The sequence below is a fragment of the Actinacidiphila yanglinensis genome (genome assembly GCF_900107965.1).
GTDB classification, from domain to species: domain Bacteria; phylum Actinomycetota; class Actinomycetes; order Streptomycetales; family Streptomycetaceae; genus Actinacidiphila; species Actinacidiphila yanglinensis.
In genome coordinates this window covers 666,483-682,762 of sequence record NZ_FNVU01000002.1, presented here as the reverse complement: position 1 = coordinate 682,762, position 16,280 = coordinate 666,483, and the positions used below count along the sequence as shown (strand labels likewise).

Sequence of the window (16,280 nt, the reverse complement as noted above, 5' to 3'; positions counted from 1 at the left end):
CCGGCACCGGACGCGTCAGGAGCTGCCGCCCGTCTCCTCGGCGGGGCCGCCACCCCCCGTCTCCTCGGCCAGCGCCGCGAGTTCGCCGAGGCGGACCGGGGCCGCGGGGGTACGGCCGGACAGTGCCCGCAGGTCCTCCGCGGTGCTGGGGCGGCCGCTCAGGCAGGACGCGATCCCCGCGGTGGCGAACCCGCAGATCCTGCCCTGGCACCACCCCATCCCCGGGCGGGCCAGCATCTTCAGGGTGCGCGGGTCGGTCGCGCCGAGGTCGGCGTGCGCGTGGCGGAGGTCCCCGTAGGTGACCTCCTCGCAGCGGCACACCACGGCCGAGTCCGGCAGCCACCGCGGCCAGCCGGCCGGGACCGGGTAGGCCCGGTGCATCGCGGCGGCGAACCGCCGGGCCCGCCGGATCCGGCGCCGGACCCTTCGGATGGCGGCCGTACCGGCCGGATCACCCGTCGAGGCGGCCAGGGCCAGCGCGCTCAGCCGGCCCTCGGCGACGGCCAGCGCGGCGCCGCCCACCCCGGTCGCCTCGCCGGCCACGTACACCCCCTCCACGCTGCTGCGCTGCAACGCGTCGACGACCACGACGAGGGAGCCGTCGAGGTCCAGCCGGGTCCGCGCGCCCAGCATCAGCGGGAGTTCGAGCGAGGGCGTGAACCCCCAGCCGAGCGCCACCAGGTCGGCGGCGATCTCCCGTTCCGGCCCGGCCGGCCGGCCGTCGCGGGCGAGCACTGCGGTCCTGACGGCCTCGACCCTGCCGTCGCCGAGGACCTCGCGGATGACGGTGCCGGTCCGGTACGGGATGCGGTGGCGGGCCATCGAGGCGGCGTAGCGGAGGGCTTCGACCCCCTTGCCGGGGGCGGAGACCGCGCCGCGCGGGTCACGGGACCAGCCGAGCGTGCCGTTGGCCTCGACGACGGCGGCGACGGCCGCCCCGGCGCGGGCGAGTCCGGTGGCGACCGGGAGGAGGAACGGCCCGGTGCCGGCCACGACCGCGCGCTTCCCGGCGAGGGTGCGGTGTCCCTTGAGCAGGGCCTGCACCCCGCCCGCCGCCATGACACCCGGCAGGTCCCAGCCGGGCACGGGCAGTTGGCGGTCGTACCCCCCGGGACAGAGGATCAGCGCCCGCGCGGTGACCGACTCGGGCGCCGACACGGGCACTGACGCGGCCGCGGACACGGGCGCGGACACCGTCGCGGTCGTCCGGAGGGTGAAGGTGCCGTCGTCGTCGCGGGTGGCCAGCCACACCTGCCGCCCCGGGAGGTAGCGGACCCGGCCGCTGCCGCTCAGCGCGCGCAGGCGGGCGCGCAGATCCGTGAAGACCGGCCCACCGGGGAGGCCCCGGGCGTCGCCGGGAGCGGCGTGCCGCTCGTCGAAGTGCCGCCAGTACTGGCCGCCGGGCTGCCCGGCGGCATCGACGAGCGCGACGTCCAGCCCCGCCTCGGCGGCCTCGACGGCGGCGGCGAGCCCGGCCGGTCCGGCACCGACCACGGCCACGTCATGCGGATGCGGCATCGCCGTCCTCCTTGCCCGGTCCGGGGCCCGCGGGGTCGTCCCCGGTGTCCGTGCCGTCGCCCAGCCGCATGCCGTCGGCGGCCGGGACCAGGCAGGCGCGCTCGCCGGGGACGCCGTCGACGGTGATCAGGCAGTCGAAGCAGATCCCGATGCCGCAGAACAGCCCGCGCGGCCGGCCCTCCTTCCGGGTGGTCCGCCAGTCGAGGATGCCGGCCGCCACCAGCGCCGCGGCGACGCTCTGCCCGGGTTCGGCGGGGACGGTGGCACCGCGGAACGTCATCCGGTACGTCACGGCCGCGCCTCCCCGGTGTCCCGCGGCCGGCCGGGAGAACTCCCGGGGGCTCCCCCGGAGAACCGCTCGGGGGCGAACGCGGCCAGGTCGAGGTCCGGCTCCCGCCCCGCCAGGGCCTGGGCGATCAGCTTGCCGGTTCCCGCGGCCAGTCCGATGCCGGCGCCCTCGTGGCCGCAGGCGTGCCACAGCCCCGGCGCCCGCGGGTCGGCGCCGATGACGGGCAGATGGTCCGGGCAGTACGGGCGGAAGCCGAGGTACGTCCGCATCAGGCGCACCTGACGCAGCATCGGGAACAGCGCGATCGCCTTGGAAGCGAGCGCGCCGAGGGCGGGCACCGACACGGTGCGGTCGAAGCCGACCCGCTCGCGCGAGGCGCCGATCAGGACGGTGCCGGCGCGGGTGCCCTCCACCACGGGCGAGGTCTGCAGTGCGGCGTCGGAGCTGGCGACGTCGCCGACGTACTCCGCCGCGTAGACCTTGTGCCGGATCGTGCGGGCCGGCAGCGGTTCGGTGACCAGGACGAAGCCGCGCCGGGGATGGACGGGGAGCGGCACCCCGGCCAGCGCGGCCACCTGGCCGGCCCACGTTCCCGCGGCGTTGAGCACCGCGCCGGCGGGCAGGTCGCCCCCGGTGGTGATGACGCCGGTGACCCGGTCGCCGTCGCGCAGGAAGCCGGTCACCTCGGTGTGCGGGCACACCGACGCCCCCAGGCCCCGGGCCAGGCGCAGCAGGTGGGCCACCGCCAGCATCGGCTGGAGCTGGGCGTCCTGGGGGTAGAACGCCCCGCCGGCGAGGTCCTCGGACAAGTGCGGCTCGTACCCCCGCAGTTCGGCGCCGGCGACCTGCACGACCTCGACACCGCAGGCGCGCTGGTGGGCGGTCAGCTCCCGCAGGGAGGCGACGCCGTCCCCCGTCGAGGCGACGACCAGACCTCCCTTGGACTCGAACTCCCACTGCCCGGCGTGCTCGGCGAGGTCCTCGCGCCAGGTCCGCTGCGAGTGGAGCGCGAGGTCGAGTTCGGGACCGGGCTCCTTGTCGGAGACCAGCAGGTTGCCCTCCCCCGCGCTGGACGTGCCGCCCCCGGGCGCGCCGCGCTCGACGACCGTCACCCGCAGGCCGGCCAGCGCGGCGAAGTAGGCGGCTGCCGCACCGACGACGCCCGCGCCGACGACCACGAGATCGGCGCTCCCGGCTGCCGCGGTCACGGCTCTTCCGTGCCGCTCGCCCACAGGCCCCGCACGTGCCCGATGTGACGCCGCATCAGTTCCTCGGCGGCGGCGGGGTCGCGGGCCTCGATCAGGTCCACGAGGTCGTGGTGCTCGGCGGCGGAGCGGTCCAGCCGGCCGCTGCGCAGCAGCGGGGCCAGGCCGAGCAGCCGGGTGCGGGTGCGCAGGTCGGAGACGACATCGACCAGGTGCCGGTTGCCGCTGTAGCCGAGCAGGGCCAGGTGGAAGACGTGGTCCGCCCGGATGTAGCCGATCAGGTCCTCGCGGTCGACCGCGTCGACGATGTCCTGCGCCAGGGCCCGCAGCGCCGGGAGGTCCCGGTCGGGGATCACGGGCACGCAGTCGCGGACCGTCGGCGGCTCGATGAGCAGCCGCACCGCGGCCAGGTTGTCGAGATCCTGCTCGGACACCTCGGTGATCCGGAAGCCCTTGTTGGGCTGGGCGACGACCAGGCCCTCCTTGACGAGGTCGAGCATGGCCTCCCGGACCGGGGTGGGCGAGACGCCGAACCGCGCGCCGAGGGTGGGCGCGGAGTAGACGGCGCCGGGCTCCAGTTCGCCGGAGATGACCGCGGCGCGCAGGGCGTCCCTGACCCGGTCGCGCAGCGTCTCCCGCTGCCCGAGGGTGCGCAGGTTCGAGGAGGTGGGTGCGCTCACAGCAGGAATCCCGCGGGGAAGGGGTCGGTCGGATCGAGGTGGAACTGCGAGGTGCCGGTGACCCAGGCGCGGCCGGTGATGGACGGCAGCACCGCCGGGTGGCCGCCGACCGTGGTCTCGCCGAGCAGGCGGCCGGTGAAACGGGTGCCGATGTAGGACTCGTTGACGAACTCGGCGCCGATCGCCAGCGCACCGCGGGCGTGCAGCTGCGCCATCCGCGCGCTGGTGCCGGTGCCGCAGGGCGAGCGGTCGAACCATCCGGGGTGGATCGCCATGGCGTGCCGGGACAGCTCCGCGGTCGAGCCCGGGGCGGTGAGGTGGACGTGGTGGCATCCGGTGATGTCCGCGCGCTCGGGGTGCACCGGCGGGGCCGCGGCGTTGACGGCGTCCATGATCGCCAGCCCGGCGGCGAGCAGGTCGCCGGCCCGGGACCGCTCGAAGGGGAGCCCGAGGTCGGCGAGTTCGACGATCGCGTAGAAGTTCCCGCCGAACGCGAGGTCGTACGCCACCTGCCCGAGGCCGGGGACCTCGACCGTGGCGTCCAGGGTGTGGGCGAACGACGGGACGTTCTCGAGGGTGACGGAGGTGGCCGCGCCGTCCTGGACCGCGACGGAGGCGACGACGAGGCCGGCGGGGGTGTCCAGCCGGATCGTCGTGACCGGCTCCTCGACCGGCACCATCCCGGTCTCGACCAGGACCGTGGCGACCCCGATGGTGCCGTGGCCGCACATCGGCAGCAGGCCGGAGACCTCGATGAACAGCACGCCGAAGTCGGCGTCGGGGCGGGTCGGCGGCTGCAGGATCGCGCCGCTCATCGCGCTGTGCCCGCGCGGCTCGTACATCAGCAGGGTGCGGACGTCGTCGCTGTGGTCGATGAACCAGCGCCTGCGCTCGGCCATGGTCGCGCCCGGCAGGGTGCCCACCCCGCCGACGACGACCCGGGTCGGCATCCCCTCGGTGTGCGAGTCGACCGCGTGGAAGGTGCGGCGGGACCTCACTTGTAGCCCTTGGCGAGCGCGGCCTCGGTGTCGGCGGTGATGCGGGCGGCCGCCTCGGGCGGGAGCGGCGAGCGCGGCGGGCGGCAGGCACCGCCCTTGCGGCCCGCGACGTCCATCGACAGCTTGATCGCCTGCACGAACTCGGTCCGGGAGTCCCAGCGCAGCAAGGGGTGCAGGTCGCGGTAGATCGGCACCGCCCGGGCCAGGTCGGCGGGATCGCCGGAGGTGGCCAGCCGGAAGAGCTCCACGGTGCTCTCCGGGATCGCGTTCGGGTAGCCGGCCACCCACCCGACGGCGCCGGCCAGGCCCAGTTCGAGCAGCACGTCGTCGGCGCCGACCAGCAGGTCGAGGCCGGGCGCGGACTCGGCGATCTGGTAGGCCCGGCGGACGTCGCCGGTGAACTCCTTCACGGCGACGATCGCGCCCTCCTGGAAGAGTTCGGCGAGCAGTTCCGGGGTGAGGTCGACCCTGGTGTCGTGCGGGTTGTTGTACGCCACGACCGGCAGACCGACCTTGGCCACCTCGCGGTAGTGGTGGAGGACCGCGGCCCGCTCCGCCCGGTAGGTGTTCGGCGGCAGCAGCAGCACGGAGGTGGCTCCGGCCTCGGCCGCCTGCTCGGCCCAGCGGCAGGACTCCAGCGCGCCGTACGCGCCCACGCCCGGCATGACGCCGAACCCGGCCGGCGCGGCCTGGACCGCCGTCTCGACGACGCGGGCCCGCTCCTGCGGTGTCAGCGTCTGGTACTCGCCCAGCGAGCCGTTGGGCACCACCCCGTCGCAGCCACCGGCGGCGAGGAAGCGGACGTGCTCGGCGTAGGCATCGTGGTCGACCGACAGGTCGGCGTGGAACGGGAGGGCGGTGGCGACGTGCACGCCCTGCCACGGTGTCGCGGAGGTGGTCATTGCTGCGGCTCCTCTGGTGAAGGCGGGCCGAGGTGGTGACGGTGAGCCGAGGCTACCAGTGCAATGTCACATGACAGAAGGCTCGTTCACCCGCGGAACGCCGGACGGCCGGGCGCGCCCGCCGTCACGCGTCGGCGAGCCCTCCCCCCGACTCGCGGACCATGTCCCTCAGCCGGGTCAGGACCCGGGCGTCGCCGACGCCGTCGTGCTCGTACTCGTTGGTGACCCAGGTGCGGACGTTGCCCACCCGGGACGCGGTGTCCAGTTGCAGGCCGGAGTCCACGTACATGTCGTCGAAGTAGACCGCGGCCGCGACCGGGACCTCGTTGCCGGCCAGCCGGTCGAGGTCGTAGAGCGGCGGCCACTCCTCGCGGGCCGCCAGCAGCTCGACCGCGCCGCGGAACGGGCGCAGTTCGGCGATCTCCTCGAACATCCAGGGGTAGATCATCTCCCCGGTGAACAGCAACGGGCGCGCGTCCTCGGCGAACTGCGGGTGCGCGGCCCGCTCGGCCTGCGCCGCCCATCCGGTGGCGCCGGGGCCGTGGCCGTAGACGCTCTCCTGCATCGCCGCGAACAGCGGGTTGTCGCCGAAGGAGGTGCGGGCCAGCACCTGGTGCAGGAACGTGGTGGACAACTCCGCCCCGGTGAACGCCTCGTCGAGCAGCCAGTGCAGGCGCTCGTGGCCCGGCTTCATGCCCAGGTCCAGGCCCAGGCTCTGCATGCGCCGGACGGTCAGCCGGTCGCCGTCGGGCAGGCGCACGTCGTGCTCGGCCAGATGGTCGGCGATCCGGGCGACCTGCGCGACCTGGTGCGGATAGCGCTGGTAGAAGGTCGCGTTCTTCGCCTCGACCCGCGGGTAGGTGCGCCGGTAGACCTCGGCCGCCGACGGGTCCAGGCCCGGCAGCCCGCCGGTGACGTAGCAGGCGCTCAGGCCCTGGGGCGCCCGCGACAGGTAGGCCAGGGTGAGGAATCCGCCGAAGGACTGGCCCAGCGTGGACCAGCGGCCGCCGCCGTAGACGGAAGTGCGCAGGTGCTCGTGGTCGGCCACGATCGCGTCGGCCCGGAAGCAGGCGAGGAAGTCCGCGGCTTCCCGCGCGGTGCCGAACGCGCCCATCCGGCGGCCGTCGATCCGGGTACTGCGGCCGGTGCCGCGCTGGTCGACCAGCACCACCCGGTGGGTCTCCAGCGCGACGCCGAGCCAGCCGCCGCGATCGAGCGGCCGCGGCCCCTTCCCGCCCGGTCCGCCCTGGAGGTAGACCAGGCAGGGCAGGTCCTCGCGGGCCCGCGCGGGGTCGACGATGTCGCGGAAGAACAGCTGGAGGGTGCCCCGGTCGGGATCGGACCAGTCCAGCGGGACGTCGGTGACGCCCTCGCGCACCCGCATGCCGGGGATCGTGTAGGTGGTGGTGCCGTTCACGGTGTTGGTGGAGGTCACGGGGGTCACGGAGAAGCCCTCTTTCTGCCTCGCCCCCGGGGCCGCTCCCGGGGCCGCGGCCGGCGGCATGCGGACGTACGGGATGCACGGACGTACAGGATGCACGGACGTACGGGGTGCGCGGGCAGGTGCGGCGCCGCCCGTCGGGACCGGTGCGACGGTCCCGCCCCTCGCCATGATCGCAACAGCCCGTGCCGCCCCGGCATCAGGGTGCACCCCCGCCGGACCGCGCGCCCGCGGCCGACTTCCTGGCTATTCTCGGGCGAATGGTGCATATCAGACCGGCGGTCGCCGGTGCCACGTTCCGGGACCCGCACCGTCGCCGGAAGCGCCGCGGAGGGATGCCCGCGGTTTTCTCCCGTCTCGGCGCGGGTGCCACCAATCCGCCAAGGTCGCGGCACCGGATTCCCTGCGTGACGGACGAGGCGAGCAACCACCGAACACCGCGCGGCCGCCCGGCCGCGCCCCGCACCGCCGTGGTCGGCAGCGGGGTGGCGGGCCTGACGGCCGCGTACGTCCTGGGGCGGGCGCACCACGTGACCCTGTACGAGGCCGACGGCCGGCTCGGCGGCCACGCCCACACCCACGACCTGGTGGCGCACGGCGGGCGCACGGACCGCGTCGACTCCGGCTTCATCGTGCACAACCGCCGTACCTACCCGCACCTCCTGCGGCTCTTCCGGGAACTGGGCGTCGCCACGCAGGAGTCGGAGATGAGCATGTCGGTGCGGTGCGAGGGCTGCGGTCTGGAGTACGCGGGCGCGCGCGGGCCGCGCGGGCTGCTCGCCCAGCCGCGCAACGCGCTGCGCAGCGCCTACCTGCGGATGCTCGCGGAGGTCCCGGTCTTCCACCGCAGGGCGCGCCGCCTGCTCGACCGGGGTGGGGAGGACGACGCGTTCACGCTCGGCGCCTTCCTCGACGAGGCGGGCTTCTCGCCCTATTTCCGGGCCCACTTCATGACCCCGCTGGTGTCCGCGGTGTGGTCCTGCGACGCGGGGGCCGCCCTGCGCCACCCGGCCTCCCACCTGTTCCGCTTCCTGGCCCACCACGGGCTGCTGTCGGTCGGCGGCTCGCCGGCGTGGCGCACCGTCACGGGCGGCTCGCGCTCCTACGTGGAGCGGATCGCGGCCTGCGTGCACGAGGTGCGCGCTGCCACCGCGGTCCGGGCCGTGCTGCGGCACGCGGACGGCGCCGACGTGGTCGCGGCGGACGGCAGCACAGCGCGCTACGACCACGTCGTCGTCGCCGTGCACCCCGACCAGGCGCTGCGGTTGCTCGGGGACGCCACCCCGCTGGAGAAGGAACTGCTGGGCGCCTTCCGCTACTCCCGCAACCCCACGCTGCTGCACACCGACACCACCCTGCTCCCGCGGGCGCGCGGGGCCCGCGCCTCCTGGAACTACCTGATGCCCTCCTGCGCGGCCGGCGCGGACCGGGTGCGGGTGAGCTACGACATGAACCGGCTGCAACGGCTCGACGCGCCGCGGACCTATGTCGTCACCCTCGGCGGCGAGGACCGCGTCGACCCCGCCCGGGTGCTGGCCCGCATGACCTACGACCACCCGGTGTACACGCCCGGGTCGGTGGCCGCCCAGCGCCGGCTGCCCGAACTGAGCACGTCCGTCACGGCGTTCGCGGGCGCCTACCACGGCTGGGGCTTCCACGAGGACGGCTGCCGCAGCGGTGTGGAGGCGGCCGCGGCCCTGGGGGTGCGATGGTGACCGCCCCTGCCGACCGGCGGCCCGTACCGGTGGTGCCCGCCCTCTACCCGTGCACGATCACGCACGTGCGCAGGGCGCCGTGGCGCTCCGTCCTGCGGCACCGCACCTACCTGTGGCTGATCGACCCCGACCGCCCGCCCGTGCTGCCGCGGCCGCTGCGGCCGCTCGCCCGCTTCCGCGCCCGCGACCACTTCACCGGCCGCGCCCCGTCGATCCGGGCCGGGCTCGACGGTTTCCTGGCCGCGCACGGCGTCGACCTGGAGGGCGGCCCGGTCCTGATGCTCGCGCACGCCCGGGTGCTCGGGTACGTCTTCAACCCGCTGACCCTGTACTGGTGCCACGGCCCCGACGGCACCCCGCGCTGCGTGGTCGCCGAGGTCCACAACACCTACGGGCAGCGCCATGCCTACCTGGTGCGTCCCGGCCCGGACGGCACCGCGCGGGTCGGCAAGGAGTTCCCCGTCTCGCCGTTCCATCCCGTCGACGGCAGCTACCGCATGCGGCTGCCGCTGCCCCGGGAGCGGCTGGACCTGACCGTGCGTCTGGACCGGCCCGGCGGCCCCCCCTTCACCGCCGCCGTCCGCGGCCGCCGGCGGGAGGCGACCCCCGCCGCACTGCTGCGCCTGGCCCTGCGCCACCCCTGGTCGACCCTCGCGGTGTCGGCCGCCATCCGCTTCCACGGCGTCCGCCTGTACCTGCGCGGCCTGCCGGTGCAGCCGCACCCGGGCCGCCGCACCCCGGAGATGCGTCATGACCACAGCTGAATCCCGTTCCGCCGCACCCCGCGGAACCGACGACCACCCGTCCGAACCGACTGAACCGGCGGAACCGGCCGCCGCTGCCCGCTGGCCCGACGTGGCCGCGGTGCCGCGGACGTCGTGGCCGGTGCGGGCGGTCGCCGCCGCGCTCGTCCGGCACGCACTGGACGGGCTGCCGCTGCGGGTCCGGTTCGCCGACGGCTCCGCCCTCGGGCGGGGCGGCCCGCTGCTGGAGGTGCGCGACGCCCGGGCGTTCCACGCCCGCCTCGGCAGCCGCGGCCTGATCGGCTTCGGCGAGTCGTACATGGCCCGGGAGTGGGAAGCCCCCGACCTGGTCGGCGTGCTCACGGTGCTCGCCGCCCACGCGGCCGAGCTCATCCCCGCCCCGCTGCAGCGGCTGCGCGGCCTGTGGGCGCACCGGCAGCCGGCAGCGCAGCGCAACACCCCGCGCGGGTCGCGTACCAACGTCGGCCGCCACTACGACCTCTCCAACGACCTGTTCGCGCTGTTCCTCGACGAGACCCTGAGCTACTCCTCCGCCGTCTTCCGCGGCTTCCCCGCCGAGCGGTCCCTGCTGGCGGCCGCCCAGCAGCGCAAGGTGGACCGGCTGCTCGACCTGGCCGGCGTCCGGGAGGGCACCCGGCTGCTGGAGATCGGCACCGGCTGGGGCGAACTCGCCCTGCGCGCCGCGGCCCGGGGCGCGCACGTCACCTCGCTGACCCTCTCCCAGGAGCAGCGCCGGCTGGCCCGGGAACGCGTGCGGGCGGCCGGGTACGCCGACCGCGTGTCGATCGAGCTGCGCGACTACCGCGAGGCCGGGGGGCGTTACGACGCGGTGGTGAGCGTGGAGATGATCGAGGCCGTCGGCGCCGAGTTCTGGCCGGTGTACTTCCGCACGATCGACGCGCGCCTGGCCCCCGGCGGCCGGGCCGCCCTGCAGACCATCACCATGCCCCACGCGCGGATGCTGGCCGCCCGCGGCACCCACACCTGGATCCAGAAGTACGTCTTCCCCGGCGGCCTGATCCCCTCGACGCGGGCGGTCGAGGAGGCCGTCCGCGACCACACCGCGCTGTCGGTGGCGGCCCGGGACGGCTTCGGGGCCCACTACGCCGAGACGCTGCGGCTGTGGCGGCAGCGGTTCGCCGAGCGCGCCGAGGACGTCGCCGCCCTCGGCTTCGATGCCACCTTCCGCCGGATGTGGACCTTCTACCTCGCCTACTCCGAGGCCGGGTTCCGCGCCGGCTACCTGGATGTCCAGCAATACCTGCTCACCAAGGAGGGCCCCGCCCGATGACCACCGCCCGCACCCTCGTCCGGCCCGGTGCGGCCCACCGGCTCGCCGCACTCGCCGAGGACGCGCTCGGCACCCCCCTCCCGGTCCGGCTGCGCGCCTGGGACGGCAGCGAGACCGGCCCGGACGGCGCACCCACGGTGGTGGTCCGGTCCCGGCGCGCGCTGCGCCGCCTGCTGTGGCGGTCCGGCGAACTCGGCCTCGCCCAGGCGTACGTCACCGGGGAACTGGACGTGGAGGGCGACCTCGCGCAGGGCCTGCGCGCCGTGTGGGGCGCCGCCCGCGCGCGGGGCCCGCACACCCCGCGGCTGTCACCGGCAGGCTGGGCACGCGTCGCCGGGTCGGCCGTCCGGCTCGGCGCCGTCGGCGCGCCACCGCCGGCTCCGGCCTCCCAGGCGCGGCTGCGCGGCGGCCTGCACAGCAAGGACCGGGACCGCGCGGCGATCAGCCACCACTACGACCTCTCCAACGACTTCTACCGGCTCCTGCTCGACGACACCATGGCCTACTCCTGCGGCTACTGGACGGCGCGGGAGCCCGCGACCGGCGACCCGGCGCGGGCCCAGCGCGCGAAGCTGGAACTGGTCTGCCGCAAGCTCGCCCTGGCCCCCGGGGCGCGCCTGCTCGACATCGGCTGCGGCTGGGGCTCGCTCACCCTGCACGCGGCCGAGCGGCACGCGGCCCGGGTCACCGCCGTCACCCTCTCCCGCGAACAGGCCGGGTACGTACGGCAGCAGGTGCGCGAGCGGGGGCTGGAGCAGCTGGTGGAGGTGGTGGGCCAGGACTACCGGGACATCACCGGCACCGGCTACGACGCCGTCGCCACCGTCGAGATGGGCGAGCACGTGGGGGACGCGGAGTACCCGGCCTTCGCCGCCGCCCTGCACCGCCGGGTCCGCCCGGGCGGACGCGTGCTCGTCCAGCAGATGTCCCGCGGCGCGAACGCACCGGGCGGCGGCGCGTTCATCGAGGCGTACATCGCCCCGGACATGCACATGCGCCCGGTCGGCGAAACCGTCGGCCTGCTGGAGGCGGCGGGGCTGGAGGTGCGGTCGGTGGAGGCGATGCGCGAGCACTACGTGCGGACCATCCGGGCGTGGCACCGCACGCTGGAGGACCGCTGGGACGCGTTCGTGCGGCTGGCCGGCGAGGAGACGGCGCGGGTGTGGCGGCTGTACCTGGTGGGCGGCGCGCTGGCCTTCGAGGAGGGCCGGATGGGCGTCGACCAGATCCTGTGCGCGCGGCCGTCCGACGACGGGGGCATCGACCCGGGGGCGGCCGAACCCGCGGACTGGTACCGGGACCTGGCCGGCCGGTGAGCGCCTTCGCCTGGGGTGCCTTCGCCATCGGACTCGGCTGGGCCGCGGCGACCGCCCTGGCCGTCCTGCTCGTCACCTTCGCGGTCGCCGTGGTCCGCGGCCTGCACCGGGTCGTCGACGTCGCCTGGGGCGCGGCCTTCGCCGCGGTGGCCGTGGTGGCCTTCGCCGCCTCGGCCGGGCACGGCGACCTCGGCAGGCGCCTGCTGGTGACCGTCCTCACCGTCGTGTGGGGGCTGCGCCTGGCGGTCCACATCGCGCGCCGGGGCAGCGGGCACGGCGAGGACCCGCGGTACGACGCGATGCTGGCCCGCGCGCCGGGGAACCGGAACCTGTACGCCCTGCGGATGGTGTACCTGCTGCAGGCGGCGCTGGTCCTGCTGGTGTCGCTGCCGGTGCAGGCCGCGCAGTACGCGCCCCGGCCGCTGTCCGCCCTGGCCTGGGCCGGGGCGGGGGTGTGGGCGGTGGGCCTGTTCTTCGAGGCCGTCGGGGACGCCCAGTTGGACAGGTTCAAGGCCGATCCGGCCCACCGCGGACGGATCATGGACCGGGGGCTGTGGAGCTGGACCCGGCACCCCAACTACTTCGGCGACTTCTGCGTCTGGTGGGGCCTGTTCCTGGTCGCCTGCGACGGGGGGCTCTCCCCCGCCGTGGTCTCGGTGGTCTCGCCGGTGGTCATGAGCCTGCTGCTGACCCAGGGCAGCGGGAAGCGGCTGACGGAACGCCGCATGGAGGGCCGGCCGGGCTGGGCCGCCTACGCCGCCCGCACCAGCGGCTTCCTGCCCCGGCCGCCGCGCCGCCCCCGGTGAGGGCGGGGGAGGTCGGGCCGCGGCACGGGCTCGCTCCCCCGCCCGCGCTCAGGTCGGCATGCCGGCGGCTGTCACGTCGGCAGGCCGAGCAGGGCGAGCGGGGGGGTGGTCGGCGCGCGGGAGCCGCCCTCCGGCTCCACCGTGATGCCGATGCCGGAAGCGCCGTCGACCTTGCCCCGCAGCAGGACGGCCTGGCTGCTCCGGTCGGGGTCCATCAGGCCGGCCGCGCGCATCTTCCCGCCGTCGGAGAACCAGAGTTCGTACACCTTGCCCCGCGGGGGCGCGGCCATGCGGGAGGCGACGAACACCGCCCGGTCCCGGCCGGCGGAGACCACGAGGGTGGCGGCGCCGTCCCCGATCCGCGCGACACGCGACTTGGCGTCGGGGGCCGCGAGCACCCCGGCGAGTTCCTCGACCTGCCGCTGGGCCCGCGCGGCCCGGTCCCCGGCGTCCTGGGCGCGCTGGTACTGCCAGACCGCGACGCCGCCGCACGCGACCGCCGCGGCCACGCAGGCGGCCAGCGCCCGGCGGCCCGCACCGCGTCCACGCCACACACTCCGCCGCGCCCGGTCCAACGACGCCGCGGCGGGCGGCAGTTGGCGTACGGTGGCCACGCGCCGCAGCACCTCCTCCCGCATGGCGGGGCGGGTGGGCACGGCCGCGGCCAGGGCCAGGCGGGCGGCGGTGGCGCTGAACTCGGCGACCTCCTGCGCGCAGGACTCGCACCCGGCGAGGTGGCGCTCGAAGGCGGCCCGCTCCTCGTCCGGGAGGGCGTGCAGCGCGTAGGCACCGGTCAGGGCGTGCGGATCGGTGGTGGTCACGCGGTCACCCCCAGGCAGTCGCGGAGCCGGATCAGCCCGTCGCGCAGCCGGGTCTTGACGGTGCCGAGCGGCAGCGCGAGCGCCTCGGCGACCTCCCGGTACGTCAGGCCGCGGTAGTAGGCCAGGGTGACCGACTGGCGCTGCAGCGCGGTCAGGGTCCGCAGGCAGCGGCGCACCTGCTCCTGCTCCAGCCGGGTCTCGACCTGCTCGGTCACCTCGTCGTAGACCGGCTGGTGCGCGAGCAGCGCGGCCTTGGTGTCCCGGGCGGCGGCGGCCTCCACCGAGCGGACCCGGTCCACCGCGCGCCGGTGAGCGAGGGTGAGGATCCAGTTGAGGGGGCTGCCGCGCTCGGGCCGGTAGCGCGGCGCGGTGCGCCACACCTCCACCAGCACCTCCTGCGCGACCTCCTCCGACTGCGCCCGGTCCCGCAGCACCGCCCGGGCGACGCCGAGCACCGGGCCGACCACCGCGTCGTAGACCGACGCGAAGGCGTCCTGGTCGCCCAGGGCCACGTCGTGCAGCAGGTCCTGCAGATCGGGTGCGGCGGACGGGCTTCCACCGATGTGTACGGGTTCCTTCACGTTGGTTCTCCCACGGGCCGGACTGGGGGGACATCCCCTGGTAATCCGGAGCCACGCGCACCGCGGATTGGTCGCACGCTAACCCGCGCGACCGCGCCCCCTCCCCGGCGGGGCGAAGTGCCCGGGGCACCTCGCCCCGCCGGGGAGTGCGGGGCCCGCCCGCGCCGCGCCGCTCAGTCGTTGCGGGGGAACCCGAGGTCGATGCCGCCGTGGCCGGTGTCGGGCCAGCGGGTGGTCACCGCCTTCTCGCGGGTGAAGAAGTGGAAGCCCTGGGTGCCGTAGGCCTTGGTGTCGCCGAAGGCCGACGCCTTCCAGCCGCCGAAGGAGTGGAAGGCGACCGGCACCGGGATGGGCACGTTGACGCCGATCATGCCGACCTGGACCTCGTGCTGGAAGCGGCGGGCGGCTCCGCCGTCGCGGGTGAAGATCGCGGTGCCGTTGCCGAAGGCGCCGGAGTTGATCAGCCGCACGCCCTCCTCGTAGGACGCCACCCGCACGACCGACAGCACCGGGCCGAAGATCTCCTCGGTGTAGACCTTCGAGGTGGTCGGGACGCGGTCGAGGAGCGTGGGGCCGAGCCAGAAGCCGCCGGGGTCCCCGTCGGGGACGACCCCGCGGCCGTCGACGACCACCGCGGCGCCGTCCTGCTCCGCCAGTTCGATGTAGGAGGCGACCTTGTCGCGGTGCTCGCGGGTGATCAGCGGGCCCATGTCGCAGCCGCGCCGGCCGTCCCCGGTGCGCAGCGCGGCCATCCGCTCGGCGGTCTTCGCGAGGAGCGCGTCGGCGACCGGCTCGACCGCCACCACCACCGAGACGGCCATGCACCGCTCACCGGCGGAGCCGAAACCGGCGTTGACCGCGGCGTCCGCGACGAGGTCGAGGTCGGCGTCGGGGAGAACGAGCATGTGGTTCTTCGCGCCGCCCAGCGCCTGGACCCGCTTCCCGGCCCGGGCGGCGGTCTCGTAGACCTTGGCGGCGATCGGGGTGGAGCCGACGAACGACACGGCCGCCACCTCGGGGTGCGTGAGCAGCGCGTCCACCGCCACCTTGTCCCCGTGCACCACGTTGAGCACCCCGTCGGGCAGGCCCGCCTCGGTGAGCAGGGCGGCCAGCCACACCGCGGCCGACGGGTCCTTCTCGCTGGGCTTGAGCACCACCGTGTTCCCGGCGGCGAGGGCCACCGGGAAGAACCACATCGGCACCATGGCCGGGAAGTTGAAGGGGCTGATGACGGCGCAGACCCCGACCGGCTCGGGGAACGAGTGGACGTCGACGCCGTTGGAGACGTTCCGGGAGAACGCGCCCTTGAGGATCTCGGGGAAGCCCAGCGCGAACTCCAGCACCTCCTGGCCGCGGGCGATCTCGCCGAGCGCGTCGGGGAGGACCTTGCCGTGCTGGCCGGTGATGATCGCCGCCAGCTCCTCCCGGCGGGCGTTGAGCAGTTCGCGGAAGCGGAACAGGATCACCTGGCGGCGGGCCATCGACAGGTCGCGCCAGGCCGGGAAGGCGCGGGCCGCCGAGGCCACGGCCCGGTCGACGTCGGCCGGCGCCGCCAGCACGACGGACGCGGTCCGCGAGCCGAGGGCGGGGTCGTGCACCGGACCCAGCCGGGCACCGTCGCCCGGGTCGACGGGTGCGCCGTCGATCCAGTGCGGGATGCGCTCGTCGGGCACGGCGGAGGCGGACTCGGGCATGGGCGGCCTTTCGGGGTGGGTCGAACGCCGGCCCGCCCGGGGCCCGGACGCGGTCGCGTCCGGCGACCGCGGCCGATCACGGACCGCTGCCCGTGATCGGCCGCGGGCCGCCGGCGTGCGGACCCGCTGCTCCGCGGTGCGGCGGCGTGATCAGCGCCAAGCCTGCACCCCGCACCGGACGGTGGACAACCACCGATCCCGCACAGCGGATCTGCGTTTGTGCACAGTCCGCTTCGCGGCGGGCCGGGGATACGGGTGG

At 75.6% G+C, this 16,280-nt stretch carries 15 protein-coding genes; 5 read left to right on the top strand and 10 right to left on the bottom strand.

Annotated elements, in window-relative coordinates; translation table 11 throughout:
- Positions 1-15 precede the first annotated feature (15 nt).
- From C4U44_RS06875 to C4U44_RS06845, 7 genes are all read right to left on the bottom strand, one after another.
- On the bottom strand, positions 16-1,518 hold the full coding sequence (locus C4U44_RS06875; protein WP_103884691.1) for an FAD/NAD(P)-dependent oxidoreductase: 1,503 nt from the start codon (positions 1,516-1,518) through the stop codon (positions 16-18).
- On the bottom strand, positions 1,502-1,810 hold the full coding sequence (locus C4U44_RS06870) for a (2Fe-2S)-binding protein (protein WP_322973561.1): 309 nt from the start codon (positions 1,808-1,810) through the stop codon (positions 1,502-1,504). Before C4U44_RS06870 ends, C4U44_RS06875 begins: the two co-directional genes overlap by 17 nt.
- Positions 1,807-3,015 (bottom strand): NAD(P)/FAD-dependent oxidoreductase, encoded by a 1,209-nt coding sequence (locus C4U44_RS06865; RefSeq protein ID WP_103884690.1) that lies wholly within the window; start codon positions 3,013-3,015, stop codon positions 1,807-1,809. Before C4U44_RS06865 ends, C4U44_RS06870 begins: the two co-directional genes overlap by 4 nt.
- A complete protein-coding gene (locus C4U44_RS06860; protein ID WP_200823164.1) occupies positions 3,012-3,701 on the bottom strand; it encodes a GntR family transcriptional regulator in 690 nt (229 codons plus the stop codon). The genes C4U44_RS06865 and C4U44_RS06860 overlap by 4 nt, the downstream gene beginning before the upstream one ends.
- Positions 3,689-4,690 carry a proline racemase family protein gene (locus C4U44_RS06855; protein WP_103884688.1) on the bottom strand — a complete coding sequence of 334 codons (1,002 nt, stop codon included), beginning with the start codon at positions 4,688-4,690 and terminating at the stop codon, positions 3,689-3,691. The genes C4U44_RS06860 and C4U44_RS06855 overlap by 13 nt, the downstream gene beginning before the upstream one ends.
- Entirely contained in the window at positions 4,687-5,592 is a 906-nt protein-coding gene (locus C4U44_RS06850; RefSeq protein ID WP_103884687.1) for a dihydrodipicolinate synthase family protein, read from the bottom strand. Before C4U44_RS06850 ends, C4U44_RS06855 begins: the two co-directional genes overlap by 4 nt.
- Positions 5,593-5,716: 124 nt before the next feature.
- Positions 5,717-6,976, bottom strand: a complete 1,260-nt coding sequence (locus C4U44_RS06845; protein WP_200823163.1) for an alpha/beta fold hydrolase — start codon at positions 6,974-6,976, stop codon at positions 5,717-5,719.
- 464 nt (positions 6,977-7,440) lie between these two features.
- Between C4U44_RS06845 and C4U44_RS06840 the strand changes: the two genes are divergently transcribed.
- The 5 genes from C4U44_RS06840 to C4U44_RS06820 are packed head-to-tail and all read left to right on the top strand — an operon-like array spanning position 7,441 to position 12,925.
- On the top strand, positions 7,441-8,748 hold the full coding sequence (locus C4U44_RS06840; protein ID WP_235031847.1) for an NAD(P)/FAD-dependent oxidoreductase: 1,308 nt from the start codon (positions 7,441-7,443) through the stop codon (positions 8,746-8,748).
- Positions 8,742-9,512, top strand: coding sequence for a DUF1365 domain-containing protein (locus tag C4U44_RS06835; RefSeq protein WP_103884684.1), 771 nt, complete (start codon positions 8,742-8,744; stop codon positions 9,510-9,512). Before C4U44_RS06840 ends, C4U44_RS06835 begins: the two co-directional genes overlap by 7 nt.
- A complete protein-coding gene (locus C4U44_RS06830) occupies positions 9,499-10,803 on the top strand; it encodes an SAM-dependent methyltransferase (RefSeq protein WP_103884683.1) in 1,305 nt (434 codons plus the stop codon). Before C4U44_RS06835 ends, C4U44_RS06830 begins: the two co-directional genes overlap by 14 nt.
- Positions 10,800-12,119, top strand: a complete 1,320-nt coding sequence (locus C4U44_RS06825) for an SAM-dependent methyltransferase (RefSeq protein WP_103884682.1) — start codon at positions 10,800-10,802, stop codon at positions 12,117-12,119. The genes C4U44_RS06830 and C4U44_RS06825 overlap by 4 nt, the downstream gene beginning before the upstream one ends.
- Positions 12,116-12,925, top strand: a complete 810-nt coding sequence (locus tag C4U44_RS06820) for a DUF1295 domain-containing protein (protein ID WP_103884681.1) — start codon at positions 12,116-12,118, stop codon at positions 12,923-12,925. The genes C4U44_RS06825 and C4U44_RS06820 overlap by 4 nt, the downstream gene beginning before the upstream one ends.
- Before the next feature lie 71 nt (positions 12,926-12,996).
- Here C4U44_RS06820 and C4U44_RS06815 read toward each other — a convergent pair whose 3' ends face one another.
- The 3 genes from C4U44_RS06815 to C4U44_RS06805 form a co-directional block, all read right to left on the bottom strand.
- Positions 12,997-13,746 (bottom strand): anti-sigma factor, encoded by a 750-nt coding sequence (locus C4U44_RS06815; RefSeq protein ID WP_103884680.1) that lies wholly within the window; start codon positions 13,744-13,746, stop codon positions 12,997-12,999.
- Positions 13,743-14,327 carry a sigma-70 family RNA polymerase sigma factor gene (locus C4U44_RS06810; protein ID WP_103884679.1) on the bottom strand — a complete coding sequence of 195 codons (585 nt, stop codon included), beginning with the start codon at positions 14,325-14,327 and terminating at the stop codon, positions 13,743-13,745. Before C4U44_RS06810 ends, C4U44_RS06815 begins: the two co-directional genes overlap by 4 nt.
- A 173-nt stretch (positions 14,328-14,500) precedes the next feature.
- Complete coding sequence (locus C4U44_RS06805) at positions 14,501-16,021, bottom strand: CoA-acylating methylmalonate-semialdehyde dehydrogenase (protein ID WP_103884678.1); 1,521 nt, start codon at positions 16,019-16,021, stop codon at positions 14,501-14,503.
- Positions 16,022-16,280: the final 259 nt, after the last annotated feature.